This is a genomic window from Afipia sp. GW823-FHT06G09 (assembly GCF_058794875.1).
In genome coordinates this window covers 338,683-358,683 of sequence record NZ_JBXAHF010000005.1, presented here as the reverse complement: position 1 = coordinate 358,683, position 20,001 = coordinate 338,683, and the positions used below count along the sequence as shown (strand labels likewise).

At 59.1% G+C, this 20,001-nt stretch carries 19 protein-coding genes; 18 read left to right on the top strand and 1 reads right to left on the bottom strand.

Features of this window, described 5'->3' with window-relative positions:
- The first annotated feature begins 206 nt into the window (after positions 1–206).
- From AC1Q67_RS22590 to ggt, 7 genes are all read left to right on the top strand, one after another.
- Entirely contained in the window at positions 207–1,112 is a 906-nt protein-coding gene (locus AC1Q67_RS22590) for an oxamate carbamoyltransferase subunit AllH family protein (protein WP_492237223.1), read from the top strand.
- Between the two features lie 203 nt (positions 1,113–1,315).
- Entirely contained in the window at positions 1,316–2,908 is a 1,593-nt protein-coding gene (locus AC1Q67_RS22585) for a gamma-glutamyltransferase family protein (protein ID WP_492237224.1), read from the top strand.
- A 245-nt stretch (positions 2,909–3,153) separates the two neighbouring features.
- Complete coding sequence (locus AC1Q67_RS22580; RefSeq protein ID WP_192817782.1) at positions 3,154–3,342, top strand: hypothetical protein; 189 nt, start codon at positions 3,154–3,156, stop codon at positions 3,340–3,342.
- A 10-nt stretch (positions 3,343–3,352) separates the two neighbouring features.
- Positions 3,353–4,603, top strand: coding sequence for a YlbE family protein (locus tag AC1Q67_RS22575; protein WP_492237225.1), 1,251 nt, complete (start codon positions 3,353–3,355; stop codon positions 4,601–4,603).
- Positions 4,600–6,135: an acyl-CoA synthetase FdrA gene (gene fdrA / locus AC1Q67_RS22570; protein ID WP_492237226.1), complete on the top strand. Its 1,536-nt coding sequence runs from the start codon at positions 4,600–4,602 to the stop codon at positions 6,133–6,135. Before AC1Q67_RS22575 ends, fdrA begins: the two co-directional genes overlap by 4 nt.
- On the top strand, positions 6,122–7,087 hold the full coding sequence (gene arcC / locus AC1Q67_RS22565; RefSeq protein WP_492237227.1) for a carbamate kinase: 966 nt from the start codon (positions 6,122–6,124) through the stop codon (positions 7,085–7,087). The genes fdrA and arcC overlap by 14 nt, the downstream gene beginning before the upstream one ends.
- Positions 7,088–7,294: 207 nt before the next feature.
- On the top strand, positions 7,295–8,905 hold the full coding sequence (ggt, locus tag AC1Q67_RS22560; RefSeq protein WP_492237481.1) for a gamma-glutamyltransferase: 1,611 nt from the start codon (positions 7,295–7,297) through the stop codon (positions 8,903–8,905).
- Positions 8,906–8,965: 60 nt separating this feature from the next.
- Here ggt and AC1Q67_RS22555 read toward each other — a convergent pair whose 3' ends face one another.
- Entirely contained in the window at positions 8,966–9,877 is a 912-nt protein-coding gene (locus AC1Q67_RS22555; protein ID WP_492237228.1) for a DUF2189 domain-containing protein, read from the bottom strand.
- Positions 9,878–10,447: 570 nt separating this feature from the next.
- Here AC1Q67_RS22555 and coxB point away from each other — a divergent pair.
- From coxB to pstB, 11 genes are all read left to right on the top strand, one after another.
- Positions 10,448–11,281, top strand: a complete 834-nt coding sequence (coxB, locus tag AC1Q67_RS22550) for a cytochrome c oxidase subunit II (RefSeq protein WP_492237229.1) — start codon at positions 10,448–10,450, stop codon at positions 11,279–11,281.
- A gap of 77 nt (positions 11,282–11,358) precedes the next feature.
- Positions 11,359–13,134, top strand: a complete 1,776-nt coding sequence (ctaD, locus tag AC1Q67_RS22545; protein WP_492237230.1) for a cytochrome c oxidase subunit I — start codon at positions 11,359–11,361, stop codon at positions 13,132–13,134.
- Positions 13,131–13,835 carry a cytochrome c oxidase subunit 3 gene (locus tag AC1Q67_RS22540; protein ID WP_492237231.1) on the top strand — a complete coding sequence of 235 codons (705 nt, stop codon included), beginning with the start codon at positions 13,131–13,133 and terminating at the stop codon, positions 13,833–13,835. The genes ctaD and AC1Q67_RS22540 overlap by 4 nt, the downstream gene beginning before the upstream one ends.
- 13 nt (positions 13,836–13,848) lie before the next feature.
- On the top strand, positions 13,849–14,571 hold the full coding sequence (locus tag AC1Q67_RS22535; RefSeq protein WP_492237232.1) for a heme-copper oxidase subunit III family protein: 723 nt from the start codon (positions 13,849–13,851) through the stop codon (positions 14,569–14,571).
- An 8-nt stretch (positions 14,572–14,579) separates the two neighbouring features.
- Positions 14,580–14,960: a cytochrome C oxidase subunit IV family protein gene (locus AC1Q67_RS22530; RefSeq protein WP_024575841.1), complete on the top strand. Its 381-nt coding sequence runs from the start codon at positions 14,580–14,582 to the stop codon at positions 14,958–14,960.
- A gap of 35 nt (positions 14,961–14,995) precedes the next feature.
- Positions 14,996–15,289 carry a GYD domain-containing protein gene (locus tag AC1Q67_RS22525; RefSeq protein ID WP_492237233.1) on the top strand — a complete coding sequence of 98 codons (294 nt, stop codon included), beginning with the start codon at positions 14,996–14,998 and terminating at the stop codon, positions 15,287–15,289.
- A 76-nt stretch (positions 15,290–15,365) separates the two neighbouring features.
- A complete protein-coding gene (locus AC1Q67_RS22520; RefSeq protein ID WP_492237234.1) occupies positions 15,366–15,788 on the top strand; it encodes a c-type cytochrome in 423 nt (140 codons plus the stop codon).
- Between the two features lie 413 nt (positions 15,789–16,201).
- On the top strand, positions 16,202–17,215 hold the full coding sequence (gene pstS / locus AC1Q67_RS22515; RefSeq protein ID WP_492237235.1) for a phosphate ABC transporter substrate-binding protein PstS: 1,014 nt from the start codon (positions 16,202–16,204) through the stop codon (positions 17,213–17,215).
- 110 nt (positions 17,216–17,325) lie between these two features.
- Positions 17,326–18,324, top strand: coding sequence for a phosphate ABC transporter permease subunit PstC (pstC, locus tag AC1Q67_RS22510; protein ID WP_492237236.1), 999 nt, complete (start codon positions 17,326–17,328; stop codon positions 18,322–18,324).
- Between the two features lie 3 nt (positions 18,325–18,327).
- A complete protein-coding gene (gene pstA, locus AC1Q67_RS22505) occupies positions 18,328–19,173 on the top strand; it encodes a phosphate ABC transporter permease PstA (protein ID WP_492237237.1) in 846 nt (281 codons plus the stop codon).
- Positions 19,170–19,997: a phosphate ABC transporter ATP-binding protein PstB gene (pstB, locus tag AC1Q67_RS22500; protein WP_024575847.1), complete on the top strand. Its 828-nt coding sequence runs from the start codon at positions 19,170–19,172 to the stop codon at positions 19,995–19,997. Before pstA ends, pstB begins: the two co-directional genes overlap by 4 nt.
- The last annotated feature ends 4 nt before the right edge of the window (positions 19,998–20,001 follow it).

Below are 20,001 nucleotides of genomic sequence, written 5' to 3'. Positions count from 1 at the left end.
GCGGACGCGTGGTCCATAATTCCGGGCGATCGTGCCCTTGACGCTAGCCGGATCCATGCGCGGTGCGGCCTTGCCGTTTGACATCATTAAGTAAGAATATTATTACTTAGCTGCTTTCGGGCGCGGATCGTCGAGAGGCAGATGTGGAAATAGCGGATCGAATTCAGGGTTCGGTATCAGTGCCGCGACGAGTCGGACCCCGGCCCTTGCCGGCGATTCTCGAAATGGGGCTTCTCGCCAGGAAGGCTCTTCGGAGCGAGAGCGAGGGGCGGGTCGCTGCTGTTTTCGAAAGTTCGTTTTATGCTGTGCTTGGCAGCCAATGGATTTGTGTTGGCCTTCCGCATCTTGGCTCGGGTCCGTTGCATGTCTTGTGTGAGCAACGGCCGGAATTCTGGCCAGTGGTAGGTGCTGCGGCCGCAGTGCTCGGCTCGATTCTCGTTATCGACAACCAGCCGTTTGCTACCTTCAATAATGCTTTCATCTGGGAACCAGAGCTGACGTTAGGTTGGACGCTTGCCGGTTTGCGGTGCGGGCTTGGAGCTGTTGACGCACTTTGGCGGGTGGGTCCGGGGGAGGCGGGGTTGGGGGCGGTGGGATGTGTTCAACTTCCAACGAAGCTTACGCCACTTGCTATCGCCGCTGCGCCGGGAATCGTTGCTCTTGATCGAATCGTTATGGACGCGCTCCATGAACGCACGCCGTCTCCTGTCGACTGTTCTGCACTTGTAAATCTGATCGGCCTTGGGCCCGGTCTCACACCGTCGGGTGATGACCTGGTCGGAGGCGCGCTAATTGCGCTCGCGGAACTCGATTTACCGAATATCCGGGATGTGCTCTGGAGTACCTTCCGCAATCATCTTGGTCGCACCAACGACATCAGCAGGATCCATTTGCAGACGGCGGCGCAGGGTTATGGAGCCGCCGCGATGCATGGTGCAATTCAGGCCACCATTCAGGGTGATGGATATCGTGTGGCGCCGGCTTTGGCCGCGGTATCAGCGATCGGACACAGTTCGGGCAGGGATGGCTTTGCGGGTGCCCTGATGGTGATAAGGGCTGTCGAACGGTATTTCGCCTGTGAAGAGGTGCCTGCGGTTCTCTGTAATATTTAGCGCCTCCACGTCCGACGGATTTCTCCCAACTTGGCTGCTTCGGGGCCGTGCCCGGAGCAGCCCTTTCTTTGCTGAGTGATGCTTTCAGCGTCAAAGTGTTCTCAAAGCTGCGCCGTCCGATCGCGTCGGGTTACTCGCATGTTGGAGCTCTTGACGATTAATAAGTAAAAACATTATTACTTATTCTTCTGCGGAGTGGTCTGATGTTGCAGACGAAGAGAAGCTATCGAGGTATGGTCACGGCGCCGCATCACCTTGCGGCCCAGGCCGGTCTTTCCGTCCTGTCGGACGGCGGCAATGCGATTGAGGCAATGATTGCCTCGGCTGCGGCAATCGCCGTCGTTTATCCTCATATGAACGGCCTCGGCGGGGATAGTTTCTGGCTGATCGGCAAGCCGGGATCGGCTCCGATCGGAATTCAGGCGTGCGGGCGCTCGGCGATGGCCGCTGATCGCAACTGGTACCGGCAGCTTGGATGTACAGCCATTCCGGGACGTGGTCCGCTGGCGGCGCTGACTGTTGCTGGCACCGTTGACGGCTGGGACAAGGCGCAAAATCTCAGCCGTCGGCAGCACGGCGGCCGTTTGCCGATGTCGCGGTTACTGCAGGACGCAATTCGCTACGCGTGGGAAGGCGTGCCGGTTCCGCAAACCCTGCACGAAAACATCAAGAAGAAGCGCCCCGAGCTGCAGGACGTGCCGGGCTTCGCCGACGTCTATTTGCCGAATGGCGGTCCTCTTGCTGTGGGTTCAAAGCTGCGGCAGCCACGCGTCGCGGACACCCTCGCGCGCCTGTCGCAAGCGGGCTTGTCGGATTTCTATCGCGGTGATCTCGCCCGATCGATGGCCGCGGATCTTGAAAGGGCTGGCAGCCCGATCCGCCTGGCTGATCTTGAGCGTCATCAGGCCACGCTGGTAACCCCGTTGTCGCTCGATGTGGCCGGTCACAAGGTCTTCAATATGCCGCCGCCGACACAAGGTCTTGCGTCGCTCTTGATCCTAGGGCTTTACGCGCGACATATCGCCAACGTGGCCGATGGCGTCGATCATTTGCACCGGCTGGTTGAATGTACCAAGGCGGCGTTCCGTGTCCGCAACCGGCATGTGAAGGACCCCGATTACATGGAGCGAACTGCAGCCGACTTCCTGACGGACGAGGCACTCGCGGCTCTCGACGAAACTGTTGCTACCGAACGCGCTGCCCCGTGGCCGCATCCTTCCAAGCAAGGCGACACGGTTTGGCTCGCAGCGACCGATCGCAGCGGCCTAAGCGTCAGCTTCATTCAGAGCATTTACTGGGAGTTCGGCTCGGGTGTCGTTCTTCCTCAGAGTGGCGTGACCTGGCAAAATCGCGGAACAAGCTTCGGCCTCGGTGAGAACGATACAAACCGGTTGGAGCCGTGGCGGCTGCCCTTCCACACCATCCAGCCCGCGATGGCAGAACTGAGCGATGGTCGCCTGATGTCCTATGGCACGATGGGCGGCGAAGGACAGCCCCAAACACAGGCCGCAATCTTTTCGCGCTATGCGCTGCACGGCCAGGACCTCCAGTCGACAGTTACGGCTCCGCGCTGGCTGCTCGGGCGCACGTGGGGTGAGGTCAACAACAATCTGAAAATCGAATCCCGCTTTGACCCGGGAACGATCGAGGCGATGCGCAACCTTGGGCACGACGTGCAGGTCGTGGGCGCATTCGAGGAATTCATGGGACACGCTGGTGCAATCGTGCGGCATCCGGACGGATTGCTTGAGGGTGCAAGCGACCCCCGCAGCGATGGCGTGGTCGCCGCGAGATAGCTGCGATTTGCGGTGTGGCGTCGTCGGAATCTGATCGTTGAGGTGTGATCTCGTGAGCCGATCACGCGGCGTCTTCGATATGGCCTGGCCGCCGCAGGCGGCCTTCAACGCTGTTGTTACAGCATCCTTTATCCACTCATGACTTTCATCAGATCCATGAAGTTCTGTTGCATTGACATTTGACAAAGTAAGAATTTTCTTACTAATCTTGAGGCGTCGACGAAGAGAGTGGAGGAATAACGTTCGTGGCAACCCAGAAAAATGCGCCATACCAGGTTCTGCTGACGAGCGACGTGAAAGTCGTGAACGTCGGGCTAGAAGGTTTTGTGAAGGATCTGCGCGATTGCGACATCGAGGTCGTCCACGTCGACTGGTCGCCCCCGGCCGGCGGTGATCCCGAGATGGCCGCACTGCTCGCAAAGCTTGGCGTATGAGGGGGCGTTCATGAAGCTGATCGAAGACGCAAACAAGCAGGCGCTGGCGCGCATTCTCGAGGGCGAGCCGAAGCTGATCGATATCGTTCCGGCACGGGATGTGTTGAAGGGATTGAAGGATCGGATGGTTCTTCATGCCGGGCCGCCGATCACATGGGACAAGATGTGCGGTCCGATGCGGGGCGCGGTCGCCGGCGCAATTGTCTTTGAAGGCTGGGCGTCAGATCTCGAGGCTGCCACCAAGCTCGCCGCCAGCGGCGGTATCGAATTTCATCCGAACCATCATTTCGGCGCGGTCGGTCCGATGACCGGCATGACGACGGTGTCGATGCCGTTGTTTGTTGTCGAGAACACCAGGTTTGGTAATCGCGCCTATTGTGCGATCAACGAGGGACTTGGGAAGGTGATGCGCTTTGGCGGCAATGACGCGAGTGTACTCGCGCGACTTGCCTGGCTGCGCGATGTGTTTGGACCGGTACTCGCCAGGGCGATCCGGGCGCGGGGCGGAATTGAACTCAAGTCGATCATCGCGCGCGGTCTCTCGATGGGCGACGAGATGCACCAACGCAATCTCGCCTGCTCGAGCGTGTTTCTGAGAGAGGTGGGGCCGTCGCTGGCGCGAACTTCGACTGACAACGAAATTCTCGCCGATTGCATCGCCTTCATTGCGCAGAACGATCAGTTCTTTCTCAATATCGCGATGGCCATGGGCAAGGCGATGACCGATCCGGCGAAGGGCATTCGCGGCTCGACCATCGTCACCGCCATGTGCCGCAACGGAACCGACTTCGGTGTGCGTGTCAGCGGCCTCGGCGACCAGTGGTTCACCGCGCCGGTCGAAATGCCGGAGGGTCTCTACTTCGCTGGATACTCTGAAAAGGACGCCAATCCTGACATGGGCGACTCCGCCATCGTCGAGACCATCGGCCTTGGTGGTTTTGCCATGGCCGCGTCACCAGCAGTCGCGGGCTTCATCGGTGCCGGTGCGCCGTCGTCAGCGGGAAATTTCACGCGAGCGATGGGCGAAATCACGGTGGGTCAGAATCCTGAATGGACGATCGCCGCGCTCGACTTCGCCGGCGTTCCGACCGGAATCGATGTGCGGCTGGTGGTCGAAACCGGGCTGGCGCCGGTGATCAATACCGGCATTGCCCATCGAGAGCCTGGGATCGGTCAGGTGGGCGCCGGCGTGGTGAAGGCGCCGATGGCCTGCTTCCAGCAAGCCGTCCGGGCCATTGCGAAAGATCTGGGGGTATCATGAGCGCATTCGTTCTGAATGAAATTCGAAAAGGCTTCTATCTGGATTCGGTCGCACTGATGCGGCTGTCGCGTGAGATCGCTTCGGCACCCGGCATTCTGGAAGCCGCATTGATGATGGCGACGCCGTCCAATGTGGCCATCATGCGCAACGCGGGACTTCTTGAAGGCGACGTCGCTGCGCAAGGCAACGATCTGATTCTTGCGGTCAAGGCCGAGAGCGAGCAGGCGGCGCGGGCTGCGCTTGGCGATGCGCTCAAGGCGCTCGACAAGCCGAAGACACAAGGTTCGGGCGAGACAGCCGCATGGCGACCACGTAGCATCGGTGCCGCAGCCAAGGCCACGCCAGGCGCCAACCTGGCGCTGATATCCGTTCCCGGTGAGTTCGCCGCGGCGGAAGCCCGCAAGGCGCTCAACCGCGGACTTCATGTGCTGATGTTCAGTGACAACGTCTCGATCGCAGACGAGTTGTCGCTGAAGCTGCATGCACGCGAATTGGGGTTGCTGATGATGGGGCCGGATTGCGGCACGGCGATCATCGGCGGTGCGCCGCTGGCGTTCGCCAACAAGCTGAAACGCGGCAGGATCGGAATTATCGGCGCGTCAGGAACCGGCACGCAGGAAGTCTCGTGTCTCATTTCGGAAGCAGGCGAGGGCATCTCGCATGCGATCGGTGTTGGCGGTCGTGATCTGAAAAAGGAAATCGGCGGCATTACCACCTTGATGGCCATGGACGCGCTGGATGCCGATCCAGAGACAGATCGTGTGGTGCTGATTTCAAAGCCGCCGCATCCGGATGTTGCGAAGATCGTGATCGCGCGCATTGCCCGAAGTCCGAAGCCGTACACGGTGTGCTTCATCGGCGCAGCTACGGCCGATCTTCCGCCGAATGCGAAGTTTGCGCGTACTCTCAAGGACGCGGCGGAACTCGCGCTCGGGGGCCGGACTATCGGCGGCAACTTCAATGTCACGAAGCTGGCCACGCGCTTGCCCCGGCGCAGAGGGGAGCGACGGATCGAGGGTTTGTTTGCGGGAGGAACACTCTGCGCCGAAGCGCAGGTCATCCTTGGAGCTGGCGGACGGAAGGTGGCGTCGAACGCGGCGATTCCCAACGTTCCTTATCTCGATGCGCCAGAGAGCGCTGGCCGGGATCGGATCATCGATCTCGGGGCTGATGAATATACCCAGGGCCGGCCGCATCCGATGATTGATCCGTCGGTACGCGATGATGCCTTGCGTGCGGCACTGATCAATCCTGAGGTTGCGGTCATTCTCGTCGATCTCGTGATCGGTTACGGCGCGCATGCCGATCCTGCGGCACATCTGTCGGAGATCGTGGCAGATCGAGCTGATAGCGCGCCCGTCATTGTCGCTTCGGTGACCGGCACCGAGCTCGATCCGCAGGTGCGCTCCGCACAGGTCCGGCGTCTGGAGGCGGCGGGTGTTATGGTCGCGCCGTCGAACGCGCAGGCTTGCGACCTCGTGCTTGCTCTCGCTGCCAATGACATGAAGGTGAGCCGTTATGCGAACACTTAATGAAGTTCCGCGCCGCCTTGTGATTGCCATCGGCGGGAACGCCGTGCATCCGGAAGACATCAGCGGCACTTCCGAAGAGCAGAAGTCCGTCGCGCAGCAGACCGCAGAAGCCCTGCTGCCGTTGGCCCAGATCGACAATGAGCTGGTGATCACGCACGGCAATGGCCCCGTGGTCGGCAAAATTATGATGCGTCAGATGCTGACCATGAGCCGCATTCCGCCGATGTCGATGGATATCTGCGTGGCGCATAGTCAGGGCGGGATCGGGTACCTCCTGATGCAGGCGATCGAGAACGCCTTGCGGGAACAGGGTAATCAGCGGCACGTTGCAAGTCTACTGACCCAGGTGGAAGTCGATGCCGACGATCCCGCCTTCCGCAACCCGACCAAATTTGTCGGGCCTTTCTTTACGGAAGATGAAGCCAAGAACATCAGCAAGGAACTGAATTGGGCGATGCGAGAGGATTCAGGTCGCGGCTGGCGACACGTTGTGCCTTCTCCGAAGCCAAAGCATGTCTGCGACATCTCGCTGGTCGATGCACTGGTCAAGCGCGGGACTATCGTTATTGCCGGTGGCGGTGGCGGCATGCCGGTGATCCGCGATGCAAAGGGCGTGCGCACAGGGGTGCCCGCGGTCATCGACAAGGATCTGACCTCCGCGCATATCGCAAACGTACTCGATATCGACGAGTTGCTGATCCTGACGGCGGTGCCGCGTGTCGCGATCAATTTCGGCAAGCCAAACCAGAAGGAGCTTGCGGAGGTGACGCTCGATGAAATCAAGGCCTATCACCGGGAGGGGCATTTCCCGCCCGGCAGCATGGGGCCGAAAGTCGATGCGGCGATCCGCTTCCTGGAGGGCGGCGGCAAGCGGGCGATTATCAGTCACCTTGACCATGCGATGCCTGCACTGCGCGGCGAAACAGGAACGCATATCGTGCGGAACCCATAGCCGCTTTCGTACTCACAATAAAAAAAGGCTTCGCTGACTGGGAGAAAAGAACCGTAACTCGCCCTGGCATGGATTCAATGATCGCGCCTTGACGATCTCGCCACGCCGGCAAATGGGAAGGGATCACCAATGAACCATGTCACGAATAGAGCCCTCTCGCGAAGAGAGCTTCTTGTCTCGTCGGCGTTTGCGGCCGTTGCGGCGGCGATGCCGGCCCCGGTACGTGCGCTCACCAATCCGTCGGCGCTTGCCCAGTCCACGAAGGGCATTGTCACAAGCCCGCACGAACTGGCCACGCAGGCTGGCCTTGAAGTCCTGAAAAAGGGTGGCAACGCCATTGAGGCCGCCATTGCCATCGGCGCGACTCTTTGCGTGACCTACCCGCACTTCACCGGTCTTGGCGGTGATTCGTTCATGGTCATGAGCGATCGCAGGGGCAACATCCGCACATTGTCCGGGGTGGGGCAGGCTGCTGCAAACCCTCCGAATTACAGTGGCAGCGTGCCGATACGGGGACCCGGATCGACGCTGACCGCTGCTGCCACTGTCGATACCTGGGATCAGGCTTTCGACTTCAGCCGCAAGTCATGGGGCGGTAAGCTGAGCTGGGCGTCGCTGTTCGACCGCGCGATCGAATATGCTCGCCAAGGATTTCCCGTCACACCTTCGCAGCGTTTCTGGCAGGAATTTGAAACCAAGAATCTGAAAGACTGGCCCGACGTTCAGCGCATCTTTATGCCAGCCGGGAAGATGCCGGAAATTGGCGAAACGCTGGTGCAGCCCGAGCTCGCCAATTCTCTGGAAATGCTGGCCGCAAATGGCGGGCGTGATTTCTACGAAGGTCAGCTCGCGGAACGCATCGTTGCCGGGTTGAAGAAGATCGGCTCGCCGCTGACAGCCGAAGACCTCGCTCGCTGCCGTGCACGCGATGAAGCTCCCTTGCGTGTCAGCTATCGCGGCGGCGAACTAGTCGGGCTGCGCCCGCCGACGCAAGGCATCACCACCCTCGAGATCATGGGCATTCTCGATCGTTTCGATCTTGCAAAATATCGGGAAGGAAGCGCGGATTATTATCATTTGATGGTGGAAGCCGTGAAGTATGCTTTCATCGACCGCAATCGCTACATTGCCGATCCGGAGTTCGTCGACGTTCCCGTCAACCGGCTGCTTTCGAAGGAAAGCCTGGAAGCTCATGCCAAGGCCATCAGCATGGAAAAGGCGATGTCCTGGCCGCACGTCTTCAAGAGAGGGGACACAGTCTATATCGCGGCAACGGATCAGAACGGAAATTGCGTCAGCATGCTGCAAACGGTCTATTTCGACTGGGGCAGTGGCATGGTCGCAGGCGATACTGGAATTCTCTGGCACAACCGCGGCGCCTCATTCAATCTCGATCCCGCGAGCCCGAATTGCCTCAAGCCAGGCAAGCGTCCGTTCCACACGCTCAATCCGGGCATGTATCTCAAACAAGGAAGACCTCATCTTCTCTACGGAACACAGGGCGCGGATGGTCAGCCGCAAACACTTGCAGCGGTGCTGACACGGCTGATCGACTACAATATGGACCCGCTCACCGCGCTATCCCGGCCGCGCTTCCTTCTCGGCAAGACGTTCTCCGATTCACGCGACAGCCTGAAGCTGGAAAAGGACGCCGGTGAAGAAGTGTTCAGGAAACTTGCGGAGCGGGGTCACGAAATGAGTCCGCTTCCTGCGCAAAGTCCGCTGGCCGGACATCCCGGCGCCATCCGCATCGAATCCGATGGACGGATGACCGGAGCCCACGATCCGCGCAGCGACGGGCGAGCACTAGGCGTGTAACGGCCCAAGCGTTTCCGCTGTTGACGACAGAGTCACAGCGGAAACGGTTCGGCGGTTGGCTTACGGCTTGTCGCGCCCCCAGGGGAGCAGAGAAGCCGGGAAATCCGCGGCATAACGCCGTCCTTTTGGCGCGCGGGGTGGTTCCTGATAGGGATTTGGATCCGGCTCCAGTGCTTTGCGATATAGATGCCAGGTCGCATGTCCGAGTACCGGAAGAACGACGGCGAGACCGAGGAACAGTGGGATCGATCCGATCACCAGCAGCGCGGCAACAATCAGTCCCCACGTTGCCATGGCAACAGGATTCTTCATCACAACCCGCAGCGAGGTCCGGATTGCGTCGATCGTATTTGCATGTCGATCGAGCATCAGCGGAAACGCCACAACGCTGATGCACAAGGCGATGACAGCGAACAGGAAGCCGACGCTGCATCCCACCACCATCAGCATTAGTCCTTCCTTGGTCGTGAAAATGCGTGAGGCAAAATCGGGAATGCTTGCAGCAGGGGTGTTGCCGAAGATCGCAACGTAAATAGAATCTGCGGTGGTGACCCAGACAACAAAGAGAATGAGCAGGATCACACCCAGACCGAGCATCGCTCCGAAGGACGGTGATCTCAACACGGCAAAAGCGTCCCACGCTGAAGGCTCTTCCCCGCGTTCGCGGCGGCGGCTGAGCTCATAAAGACCAAGCGCGGCGAAGGGGCCAATCAACGCGAAGCCAGCGGCCAGCGGAAACAGGAGCGGCAACACCGAATAGCCCAGCACCGTCCTCGCTATCACAAGTCCAAGCACCGGATAGATAATGCACAGGATAATCGCGTGACTTGGAATCGCCTTGAAGTCCTCCCAGCCCAGCCGCAAGGCTTCACGCAGGTCAGATGTGCGGATGTCGCGAACGACAGGCGTTGTTGCGTTATAAGACGCGTCCGGTCCAGCCTGTGAAATATTGTCGGAATACGGTGTGGCCATGGTCACAATCCCCCATGCGTTCGCACCGGCGAGATTGGGCGTCTTTTTCAAGCGACGTTCAATCGCCTTCGTGCGCAGAAATGGCGACCAGACAAACGGCCAAGTTCACGAAAGAGCTTTGCCGGGCAAAAGCGGGTCGCGACCTGTGAAACAAGTATAGCGCAGCCTGATAAGAATAGCACGCGTTGTTAGATCCATTGTGCATCTGCAAAATTTACCCTGTGGAAGGAGCGCGCTTGGCTGATCCAGATTGCAATGCGGCATCGCACGCCGACGCCGCGATCAACAAGCATCATCCATCCGCATAACCCGGTCTATTGACAATCAAGCCTGCCGAGGAACATCCTCTGGTGGTAATGCCCGCAGTTCAATGACACCAGCGATCGTGAATTGAACCCGACCGGCTTGAACCGCTCTTGAAATGACTACGTCGGGTTCGATGTTGCGACCGGTTAAGGGGCAAGGCGGCCAGCATTGCGATGGCTAGGTCAAAGTTGTGCCATCCATGTCGACATGAGCCGTGCCCCTTAAGTCTTGTCCGTAGCCTCCAGAGGCAAGGATGAACAAGGGATGGCTGTAGCACTCATACTGCTTTTGGTCGCGGTCGCTTCCGTGCTGTTCCACCTCTGGAGTCCCTGGTGGTGGACGCCGATTGCTTCAAACTGGAGCTACATCGACGATACAATCACGATGACGTTCTGGATCACTGGAGCGGTGTTCTTCGCGGTCATCGCGTTTATGGCCTATTGCGTCTTCCGCTTTCATCACAAGGAGGGACGGCGGGCGGCCTACGAGCCGGAAAACAAGAAGCTCGAATTGTGGCTTACGATAGGAACCGCCATCGGCGTCGGCGCCATGCTCGCCCCTGGTCTAGTCGTCTGGCACCAGTTCGTCACCGTTCCGGCCAACGCCACCGAAATTGAGGTCATGGGCCAGCAATGGCGCTGGAGCTACCGCCTTCCGGGTAAGGATGGCCGGCTCGGTACATCCGATGCCCGCAACGTCAGCGCCGAAAATCCCCTTGGACTGAATTCAAATGACCCGAACGGACAGGATGACGTCGTGATTGAAAACGACGATCTGCATCTGCCTGTCGGAAAACCGGTGAAGGTATTGCTGCGCTCGATCGACGTCTTGCATGATTTTTACGTGCCTGAGTTCCGGGCGAAGATGGACATGGTGCCCGGCTCCGTTACCTATTTCTGGTTCACTCCAACACGAACCGGGACGTTTGAGGTTCTCTGCGCAGAGCTGTGCGGCATCGCGCACGCGCAAATGCGAAGCAAGGTTATCGTTCAGGAAGAGAAGGACTATCACGCGTGGCTTGAGAAGCAGCAGACGTTCGCGGAGCTATCCGGTCAGCGCAACATCATGAAGGCAACTTTCAAGACAGGCAGTGAATAAAAATACTGACGAAGAGGCGCGGCACCTCGTGAAGCAAACTCTTCTCGGATGAGTGGAAGACCAAGGAGGACATTTCGATGGTTGATGTCCCGTCTGACGTGCTCGCAGGAATTCCGCCTGCTGAAGTGGGTGAGGTCGATCTATATCATCCGCATAGCTGGTGGACGAAGTACGTCTTCTCACAGGATGCGAAGGTCATCGCGATCCAGTATTCGCTCACTGCGATGGCCATCGGCATGGTCGCGCTGGTGCTCTCTTGGCTGATGCGGCTGCAACTCGGATTCCCCGGTACGTTTTCATTCATCGATCCAAGCCAGTATCTCCAGTTCATCACCATGCACGGCATGATCATGGTGATCTATCTTCTCACGGCGCTGTTTCTCGGAGGTTTCGGAAATTATCTTATCCCGTTGATGGTCGGCGCTCGCGACATGGTTTTCCCGTACGCCAATATGCTGAGCTACTGGATCTATCTGCTTGCCGTGCTGGTGCTGGTGGCGACCTTCTTCGTGCCCGGCGGACCGACCGGCGCCGGATGGACGCTCTATCCGCCGCAGGCAGTTCTCTCCGGAACGCCAGGGCGGGAGGCCGGCATCATCATGATGCTGCTGTCGCTGATTCTGTTCATCATCGGCTTCACCATGGGCGGCCTGAACTATGTGGTGACGGTGCTGCAGGCCCGCACCCGCGGGATGACGCTGATGCGGATGCCGCTGACGGTGTGGGGAATTTTCACAGCCACCGTGATGGCGCTGCTCGCGTTTCCCGCTCTGTTCGTCGCCTCGGTGATGATGCTTCTTGACCGGCTTCTCGGCACCAGCTTCTTCATGCCCACGCTGGTGGAAATGGGCCAGCAGATGAAATACTCCGGCGGGAGCCCGCTTTTGTTCCAGCATCTGTTCTGGTTCTTCGGTCATCCAGAAGTCTACATCGTTGCGCTGCCGGCTTTCGGAATCGTCTCCGATCTCATCAGCACCCACGCGCGCAAGAACATTTTTGGCTATCGCATGATGGTGTGGGCGATCGTCGGAATCGGCGCGCTGAGCTTCGTGGTGTGGGCGCACCACATGTATGTCAGCGGCATGAATCCGAAATTCGGCTTCTTCTTTGCGACGACGACGCTGATCATCGCGGTGCCGACTGCGATCAAGGTCTACAACTGGGTTCTGACCCTGTGGCGCGGCGACATTCATCTCACCATACCGATGCTGTTCGCGCTCGCGTTCATTGTCACCTTCGTCAACGGCGGCTTGACCGGCCTCTTCCTCGGTAACGTCGTTGTGGATGTTCCGTTGTCCGACACGATGTTCGTCGTCGCACATTTTCACATGGTGATGGGCATTGCGCCGATCATGGTCGTGTTCGGTGCGATCTATCACTGGTACCCAAAAGTCACCGGGCGGATGCTGAACGAATCGCTCGGGCGTTTTCACTTCTGGGTGACGTTCATTGGCGCCTACGCAGTGTTCTTCCCCATGCACTATCTCGGCCTGCTGGGTATGCCGCGCCGCTATCACGACATTGGTGAAACGGCGTTCGTCCCGGCATCCGCGCACGATCTGAACGCATTCATGAGCATTGCAGCCTTGATCGTGGGATTTGCCCAGCTTGTGTTCGTGTTCAATCTGTTCTGGAGCCTGCGCAAGGGGAAAGAGGCTGGCGGCAATCCGTGGCGGGCGACCACGCTGGAATGGCAAACGCCTGAAACTCCGCCGGCGCATGGCAACTGGGGCAAGGAACTCCCCGTGGTTTATCGCTGGGCCTACGATTACAGCGTGCCTGGTGCTGCGCAGGATTTCATTCCGCAGAATGAGCCACCGGCTGCTCTGGCACCGAAGGGGGCGCACCCGTGACAGCGATTGTCCTGTTCATGGCTGGAATCGCGGCCATTGCGGGATGGTGGCTCTCGCAGCAGCGCCTTGCCGCCAAGCCATGGCTGGAGGAGGGCGTCATCGGCGATTTTCCCGGTGGGAGCGTTTCGTCGCTGCCGCCCGCGAAGATTGGACTGGGTGTATTTCTGGCGGTTGCCGGATCGCTGTTTGCCCTCTTCATCAGTGCGTACTCCATGCGCATGGAGCTGATTGACTGGCGGTCGCTGCCGGTACCGAAGCTGTTGTGGTTCAACACCGGCGTTCTGATCGTAAGCAGCGCAGCACTTCAATGGGCGCAAGTCGCGGCGCGTCGGGATGACGGTGAAAATGCGCTGATCGGCCTGCTCGCAGGAGGCGTCTCTGCCGTCGTTTTTGTGTTTGGCCAGTTGCTGGCGTGGCAACAACTCAACGTAGCCGGCTATTTTTTGACGGCTAACCCGGCCAATGCCTTCTTCTATCTCATCACCGCGGTTCACGGACTGCATGTGCTGGGCGGCCTCGCAGCGCTGGGCAGGACCGTCGCCAAGGCCTGGCGCGGCGTTGAGGTCTCGCGGCTGCGCCTGAGCGTCGAACTATGCACCATGTACTGGCACTTTCTGCTTCTGGTTTGGCTGATCCTGCTCGCGCTGCTGACCGGTTGGGCGGATGATTTCGCCGCTGTCTGCCGCCAACTGCTGACCTAGGGAGATGGGACGGATGGCAGAGACTGTGCTGACAAACACCGGACAATCCCACGCACGGGCCAAGGGCTGGCGAGGTTTTGCGGCCGACTGGTCGTCAGATCAGCGGGCCTTCAAGAATGTCTCTTGGGGGAAGGCCATGATGTGGATCTTCCTCCTCAGCGACACCTTCATTTTTGGCTGCTTCCTGCTGTCGTACATGACGGCGCGCATGTCGACGACGGTGCCGTGGCCGAACCCCAGTGAAGTGTTCGCGCTCGAGATCGCTGGACATCACATGCCGCTGATCCTGATCGCCATCATGACCTTCGTGCTCATCAGCAGCAGCGGAACCATGGCGATGGCCGTCAACTGCGGCTATCGCCGCGACCGCCGCAAGACTGCGATCCTGATGCTGGTGACGGCTGCATTCGGCGCGACATTCGTTGGCATGCAGGCCTTTGAGTGGACAAAGTTGATCATGGAGGGTGTCCGGCCATGGGAGAATCCGTGGGGGGCGGCGCAGTTCGGCTCATGCTTCTTCATGATTACGGGCTTCCATGGAACCCACGTCACCATCGGCGTGATCTTCCTCATCATCATCGCGCGAAAGGTCTGGCGCGGGGATTTCGACACCGAGCGGCGCGGCTTTTTCACGAGCCGGAAGGGACACTACGAGATCGTCGAAATCACCGGACTCTATTGGCATTTCGTGGATTTGGTGTGGGTCTTCATCTTCGCATTTTTCTATTTGTGGTGAGGTGACAGATGGCTGAAGTCACGATGAACGGAGTTTCTCATGCGGCACCTGCCGCTGCGCCCGCTGCGACGCATGCGGAAGGACAACAGCACCCGATCAAGCTGTATCTCGTGGTCTGGGCATGGCTGTTTGTCCTGAGCGCCTGTTCGTATCTCGTCGATTATTTCGGTTTTCACGGATATCTGCGCTGGTCGCTGATCCTGCTGTTCATGATTCTGAAGGCAGGTTTGATCGTTGCCGTTTTCATGCATATGGCCTGGGAGCGGCTCGCGTTGAGTTATGCCATCCTGCTGCCGCCGCTGGTGTTGCTGGTGTTCGTGGCCATCATGGTTCTGGAGTCGGACTACACGTTGTTGACCCGGATCGTGTTCTTCAAGTCAGGAGCTTGAGACTGGTGGGGGCCTCGTACGTACGGAGGACTGCCATGACGACATATATCATGCTGGCGAACTGGACCGACAAAGGCGTGCAGGCCGTGAAGGATTCGCCGCGCCGCTTGGATGCGGCGAAGAAGGCGCTCAAGGATATGGACGGCGAGTTCAAATCATTTTTCCTGACCATGGGACAATATGACATCGTCGCGGTTTACGAAGCCCCAGACGACGCGGTCGCCGCGCGTTTCAACCTGCAACTTGGAATAATGGGAAATATCAGGACGCGCACGTTGAAGGCGTTCCCCGAAGCAGCTTACCGGGAAATCATCAATTCGCTGGGCTAACCCGCCCAGCCAACAGCGCGCTCGTTTCAGATTTGGTTTTCTCAGCCGTTCTGTTTTTCAGACATGGAGTGGTCGCATGCGCGTTTTCGTTCTCGTCGTAGGAGCAGGGCTTCTCTCGGTTGTTCCCGCCATCGCCCAGGATGTCGCCGCGGGGGAGAAGGTTTTTGCTCAATGCCGGGCGTGCCACCAGATCGGCGAAAGCGCGAAGAACGCCGTCGGGCCCGTGCTCAACGGACTGTTCGGGCGCAAAGCCGGGAGTATTGAAGGCTTCAACTACTCGGCGGCGAACAAGAACTCCGGCCTCACCTGGGATGAAGCGACCTTCCGGGAATACATCAAGGATCCAAAGGCCAAGATCCCGGGCACCAAGATGATTTTCCCGGGCCTGAAAGATCCAAAGCAGATTGACGATGTCGTCGCCTACCTCAAGCAGTTCGATTCCAAGGGGAAGAAAGCAGAGGCAGTTCCGCCCGCCATCAGGCAGGTAAGTGTACAATAGGGTCCAATAGGGTCTAGGAGGCTCGCGAGGCGTCGGCGGTGGCGGGGCAACTGCGGAGCGCGGGAGGTTCCAGGCGGGCTGTCCGTCAACGCCAGCTCGAACGCAGGGCGTCACTCTTCACCGTAGTGCGGTTACCAAGCTGCCAGCCACGGGCTGGCGCTGTCACACTCGGCGGCCTTCCAGCGCGGCCGCGCAGATATTGCTGGTGCGGCATGTCATCCCGCGCCGGGATTTTGATAATTATTTAGCTGCATCAATATCTTACACATGTGTTACCCAGCGGTAAACGGTGTCACACCGCTGTCATGTGGATTTCATAAAAAGTGCAGGCTCGGCCTTCTAAGAAGGCGGCCTCGAAGCGCGATAACGATCTCGAACGGTCAGGCGCTTCGCTCACACGATGGAGAGACCCAGTGAATTTCATTACAAAAACGATCGTCGCTGCCGGCCTTGTTGCCGCATCGACCTCGGCCTTTGCTGCCGACATCACCGGCGCGGGTGCGACGTTCCCGTTCCCCGTCTACTCGAAGTGGGCTGACGCTTACAAGAAAGAGACCGGCAACGGTCTGAACTACCAGTCGATCGGTTCCGGCGCCGGCATCAAGCAGATTCAGGCCAAGACCGTGACCTTCGGCGCGACCGACGCGCCTCTCAAGGCTGAACAGCTCGAGAAGGATGGCCTCATTCAGTGGCCGATGGTGATGGGCGCGATCGTGCCTGTCGTGAACCTCGAAGGCATCAAGCCGGGCGAACTGGTGCTCTCCGGAGAACTGCTGGGCGACATCTATCTCGGCAAGGTCACCAAGTGGAACGACCCCGCAATCGCCAAGCTGAACCCGAAGCTGACGCTGCCGACCGATGCCATCACCGTGGTGCGCCGTTCGGACGGTTCGGGAACGACCTTCAACTTCACCGACTATCTGTCGAAGGCCAGCCCTGAGTGGAAGGCCAAGGTTGGTCAGGGGACCGCTGTTGAATGGCCCACCGGCGTCGGCGCCAAGGGCAACGAAGGCGTGGCCGGCAACGTTGGCCAGACCAAGAACTCGATCGGCTATGTCGAGTATGCCTATGCCAAGCAGAACAAGCTGACCTACGCTGCGATGATCAACAAGGCCGGCAAGACCGTTCAGCCGACCGTTGCTGCGTTCCAGGCGGCGGCTTCCAATGCTGATTGGGCCAAGGCTCCAGGTTACTATGTGATCCTGACCGACCAGCCGGGCGAAGCTTCGTGGCCGATCACCGCCGCAACCTTCATCCTCATGCACAAGACGCCGGTCGACAAGGCCGCCTCCGCGGAAGCGATCAAGTTCTTCAAGTGGTCGTTCGAGAAGGGCGCCAAGATGGCTGAAGAGCTCGACTACATTCCGATGCCTGAGCCGGTGGTCAAGCTGATCGAAAAGACCTGGTCGGCTGACATCAAGAGCTAAGCAAACGTTCCGGAGGAGAGGGTAACCTCTCCTCCGTTTTCTTGGACGACCGCTGGCGCAACGCGTGTGCAGCCGGCAACTATGCAAAGTGAATGGGACAGGGGACTAGCGTGGCAGAGATGGCGGTTCAGAGCACCTCAATGGAAGCAGCCGGACCTTACGATCGCGCAAAAGCTCTGAGCGCATTCAAGTTCGGCGACAAGGCATTCTACTGGACCACCAGGGCGTGCGCGATCGCCGTCTTGCTTATTCTCGGCGGCATCATTCTCTCTCTGATCGCTGGCGCGTGGCCCGCGATGAAGGAATACGGGTTTGCATTCCTCTGGACGCAGCGCTGGGCGCCGTCCGCTGATCCTCCGGTTCTGGGCGCGCTTGGCCCAATCTACGGCACACTGATAACCTCGGTGATCGCGATGATTATCGCCATCCCGGTTGGTATTGGCATCGCGATCTTCCTGACCGAGCTCTGCCCGCAGTGGCTGCGCCGTCCGATCGGCATCGCCATCGAACTGCTCGCAGGCATTCCGTCGATCATCTACGGCATGTGGGGCTTCTTCGTACTTGGCCCATTCCTGGCAAACTCATTTCAGCCTTTCATGATCCGGCTGTTTGACGGTGTACCGATTCTCGGCACGATTTTCGCGGGGCCGCCGTCCTATCTCAGCCTTTTCAATGCGGCGCTGATTTTGGCGATCATGGTGCTGCCGTTCATCACCGCGATTTCCGTCGACGTGTTCAAGACGGTGCCGCCGGTTCTGAAAGAAGCAGCCTACGGTGTTGGTTGCACCACATGGGAAGTCGTCCGCAACGTCGTTATTCCTTACACCAAGGTGGGCGTGATCGGCGGCATCATGCTCGCGCTCGGCCGCGCGCTCGGCGAGACGATGGCAGTGACCTTCATTATCGGAAACTCGTTCCGGATATCCTCATCGGTCTTCGCCCCGGGAACGACAATTTCAGCGGCCATCGCCAGCGAGTTTGCCGAAAGCGACGGTCTGCACCAGTCGGGCCTCATTCTGCTCGGCCTGTTGTTGTTCGTGCTGACGTTCTTCGTGCTGGCTGCTGCGCGGCTGATGCTGATGCGTCTTGAAAAGAAGGCGGGGAACTGAGCCATGAACGCGATTTATGCCTCACGCCGCCGCTGGGACATCGTCGTCCGCTTCCTGTGCCTTGGCGCCGCTGTTTTCGGAGTCACCTGGCTCGCGCTGATCCTGTTCACGCTGTTCTACAACGGCTTCGCCGGCCTGCATCTCGGTGTCTTCACCGAGAACACGCCGCCGCCCGGATCCACCGAGGGTGGATTGCTGAACGCAATCGTCGGCTCGATCATCATGACAGTGCTCGGCGTTGGCATCGGCGCGCCGATCGGATTGTTCGCAGGTACCTATCTCGCTGAGTACGGCAAGCACGATCGTCTGACCTCGGTGATTCGTTTCATCAACGACATCTTGTTGAGCGCTCCGTCGATCATCATCGGTTTGTTCGTGTATGGTGCGATTGTTGTCCCGATGGGCGGCTTCTCGGCGCTGGCGGGTACGCTGGCGCTCGCCGTGATCGTGATCCCGGTCGTCGTTCGGACCACCGAAGACATGCTCGGCCTGGTGCCTAATCCGCTGCGTGAAGCGGCGTCCGCGCTCGGTCTTCCGCGGTCGCTTGTCATCAAACGCATCGCATATCGTGCTGCACGTTCTGGTCTCATCACCGGCGTTCTGCTGGCGACCGCGCGTGTCGCCGGTGAAACTGCGCCGTTGCTGTTCACAGCCCTGAGCAATCAGTTCTTCAGTCTCGACCTGACCAAAACGATGGCGAACCTGCCGGTCACCATCAACAACTTCGTCCAAAGCCCCTACGATTACTGGAAACAGCTCGCATGGACCGGGGCTTTGCTTATCACCTTGACCGTACTTGCCCTTAACATTGGCGCGCGCATTCTTGGCGCCGAGAGGACATCGAAATGAACGAGCAGCTTTCTGTTAGCGTAGATATTCCTCGCGGGCCCGTGCCGGGTGTTGCCGGCCGGCTGGATGCGCGGCCCAAGGTGACTGCACGCGATCTCAATTTCTACTATGGCGAACACCACGCACTGAAGAACATCAACCTTGCTCTCGGCGAAAATCGCGTCACGGCGTTTATCGGTCCGTCGGGCTGCGGCAAGTCGACGTTGCTGCGCATCTTCAATCGCATGTACGACCTCTATCCCGGTCAGCGTGCTGTCGGTCAGTTGATGCTGGATTCGACCAACATTCTCGATCCGAAGCTCGATCTGAACCTGCTGCGCGCCCGGATCGGTATGGTGTTTCAGAAGCCGACGCCGTTCCCGATGACGATTTATGAGAACATCGCGTTCGGCATCAGGCTCTATGAAAAGATTTCGAAGTCCGAAATGGACGGCCGCGTCGAGGCCGCGCTGAAGGGCGGCGCGCTCTGGAATGAGGTCAAGGACAAGCTGAACGCCAGTGGGCTCAGCCTGTCCGGCGGCCAGCAGCAGCGCCTGTGCATCGCACGCACTGTCGCCGTCCGTCCTGAGGTCATCCTGTTCGACGAACCTTGCTCGGCGCTCGATCCGATCTCGACCGCCAAGGTCGAAGAACTGATCCAGGAACTCAAGGAGGACTACACGATCGCCATCGTGACGCATAATATGCAGCAGGCGGCGCGTGTGTCTGACAAGACAGCGTTCATGTATCTTGGTGAGCTGGTCGAGTTCGACGACACCAACAAGATATTCACTTCGCCGACCGATCGGCGAACACAAGACTACATCACCGGCCGCTTCGGCTGACGCG

What these genes read in the sequence shown, in the direction of transcription:
- AC1Q67_RS22530 (WP_024575841.1), top strand. Translation starts at nt 14,580, where the DNA reads ATGGCTGAAGTCACGATGAACGGAGTTTCTCATGCGGCACCTGCCGCT.
- AC1Q67_RS22555 (WP_492237228.1), bottom strand. Translation starts at nt 9,877, where the DNA reads ATGGCCACACCGTATTCCGACAATATTTCACAGGCTGGACCGGACGCG.
- pstB (WP_024575847.1), top strand. Translation starts at nt 19,170, where the DNA reads ATGAACGAGCAGCTTTCTGTTAGCGTAGATATTCCTCGCGGGCCCGTG.
- fdrA (WP_492237226.1), top strand. Translation starts at nt 4,600, where the DNA reads ATGAGCGCATTCGTTCTGAATGAAATTCGAAAAGGCTTCTATCTGGAT.
- AC1Q67_RS22575 (WP_492237225.1), top strand. Translation starts at nt 3,353, where the DNA reads ATGAAGCTGATCGAAGACGCAAACAAGCAGGCGCTGGCGCGCATTCTC.
- ggt (WP_492237481.1), top strand. Translation starts at nt 7,295, where the DNA reads ATGCCGGCCCCGGTACGTGCGCTCACCAATCCGTCGGCGCTTGCCCAG.
- AC1Q67_RS22525 (WP_492237233.1), top strand. Translation starts at nt 14,996, where the DNA reads ATGACGACATATATCATGCTGGCGAACTGGACCGACAAAGGCGTGCAG.
- AC1Q67_RS22520 (WP_492237234.1), top strand. Translation starts at nt 15,366, where the DNA reads ATGCGCGTTTTCGTTCTCGTCGTAGGAGCAGGGCTTCTCTCGGTTGTT.
- pstA (WP_492237237.1), top strand. Translation starts at nt 18,328, where the DNA reads ATGAACGCGATTTATGCCTCACGCCGCCGCTGGGACATCGTCGTCCGC.
- ctaD (WP_492237230.1), top strand. Translation starts at nt 11,359, where the DNA reads ATGGTTGATGTCCCGTCTGACGTGCTCGCAGGAATTCCGCCTGCTGAA.
- AC1Q67_RS22585 (WP_492237224.1), top strand. Translation starts at nt 1,316, where the DNA reads ATGTTGCAGACGAAGAGAAGCTATCGAGGTATGGTCACGGCGCCGCAT.
- AC1Q67_RS22535 (WP_492237232.1), top strand. Translation starts at nt 13,849, where the DNA reads ATGGCAGAGACTGTGCTGACAAACACCGGACAATCCCACGCACGGGCC.
- arcC (WP_492237227.1), top strand. Translation starts at nt 6,122, where the DNA reads ATGCGAACACTTAATGAAGTTCCGCGCCGCCTTGTGATTGCCATCGGC.
- coxB (WP_492237229.1), top strand. Translation starts at nt 10,448, where the DNA reads ATGGCTGTAGCACTCATACTGCTTTTGGTCGCGGTCGCTTCCGTGCTG.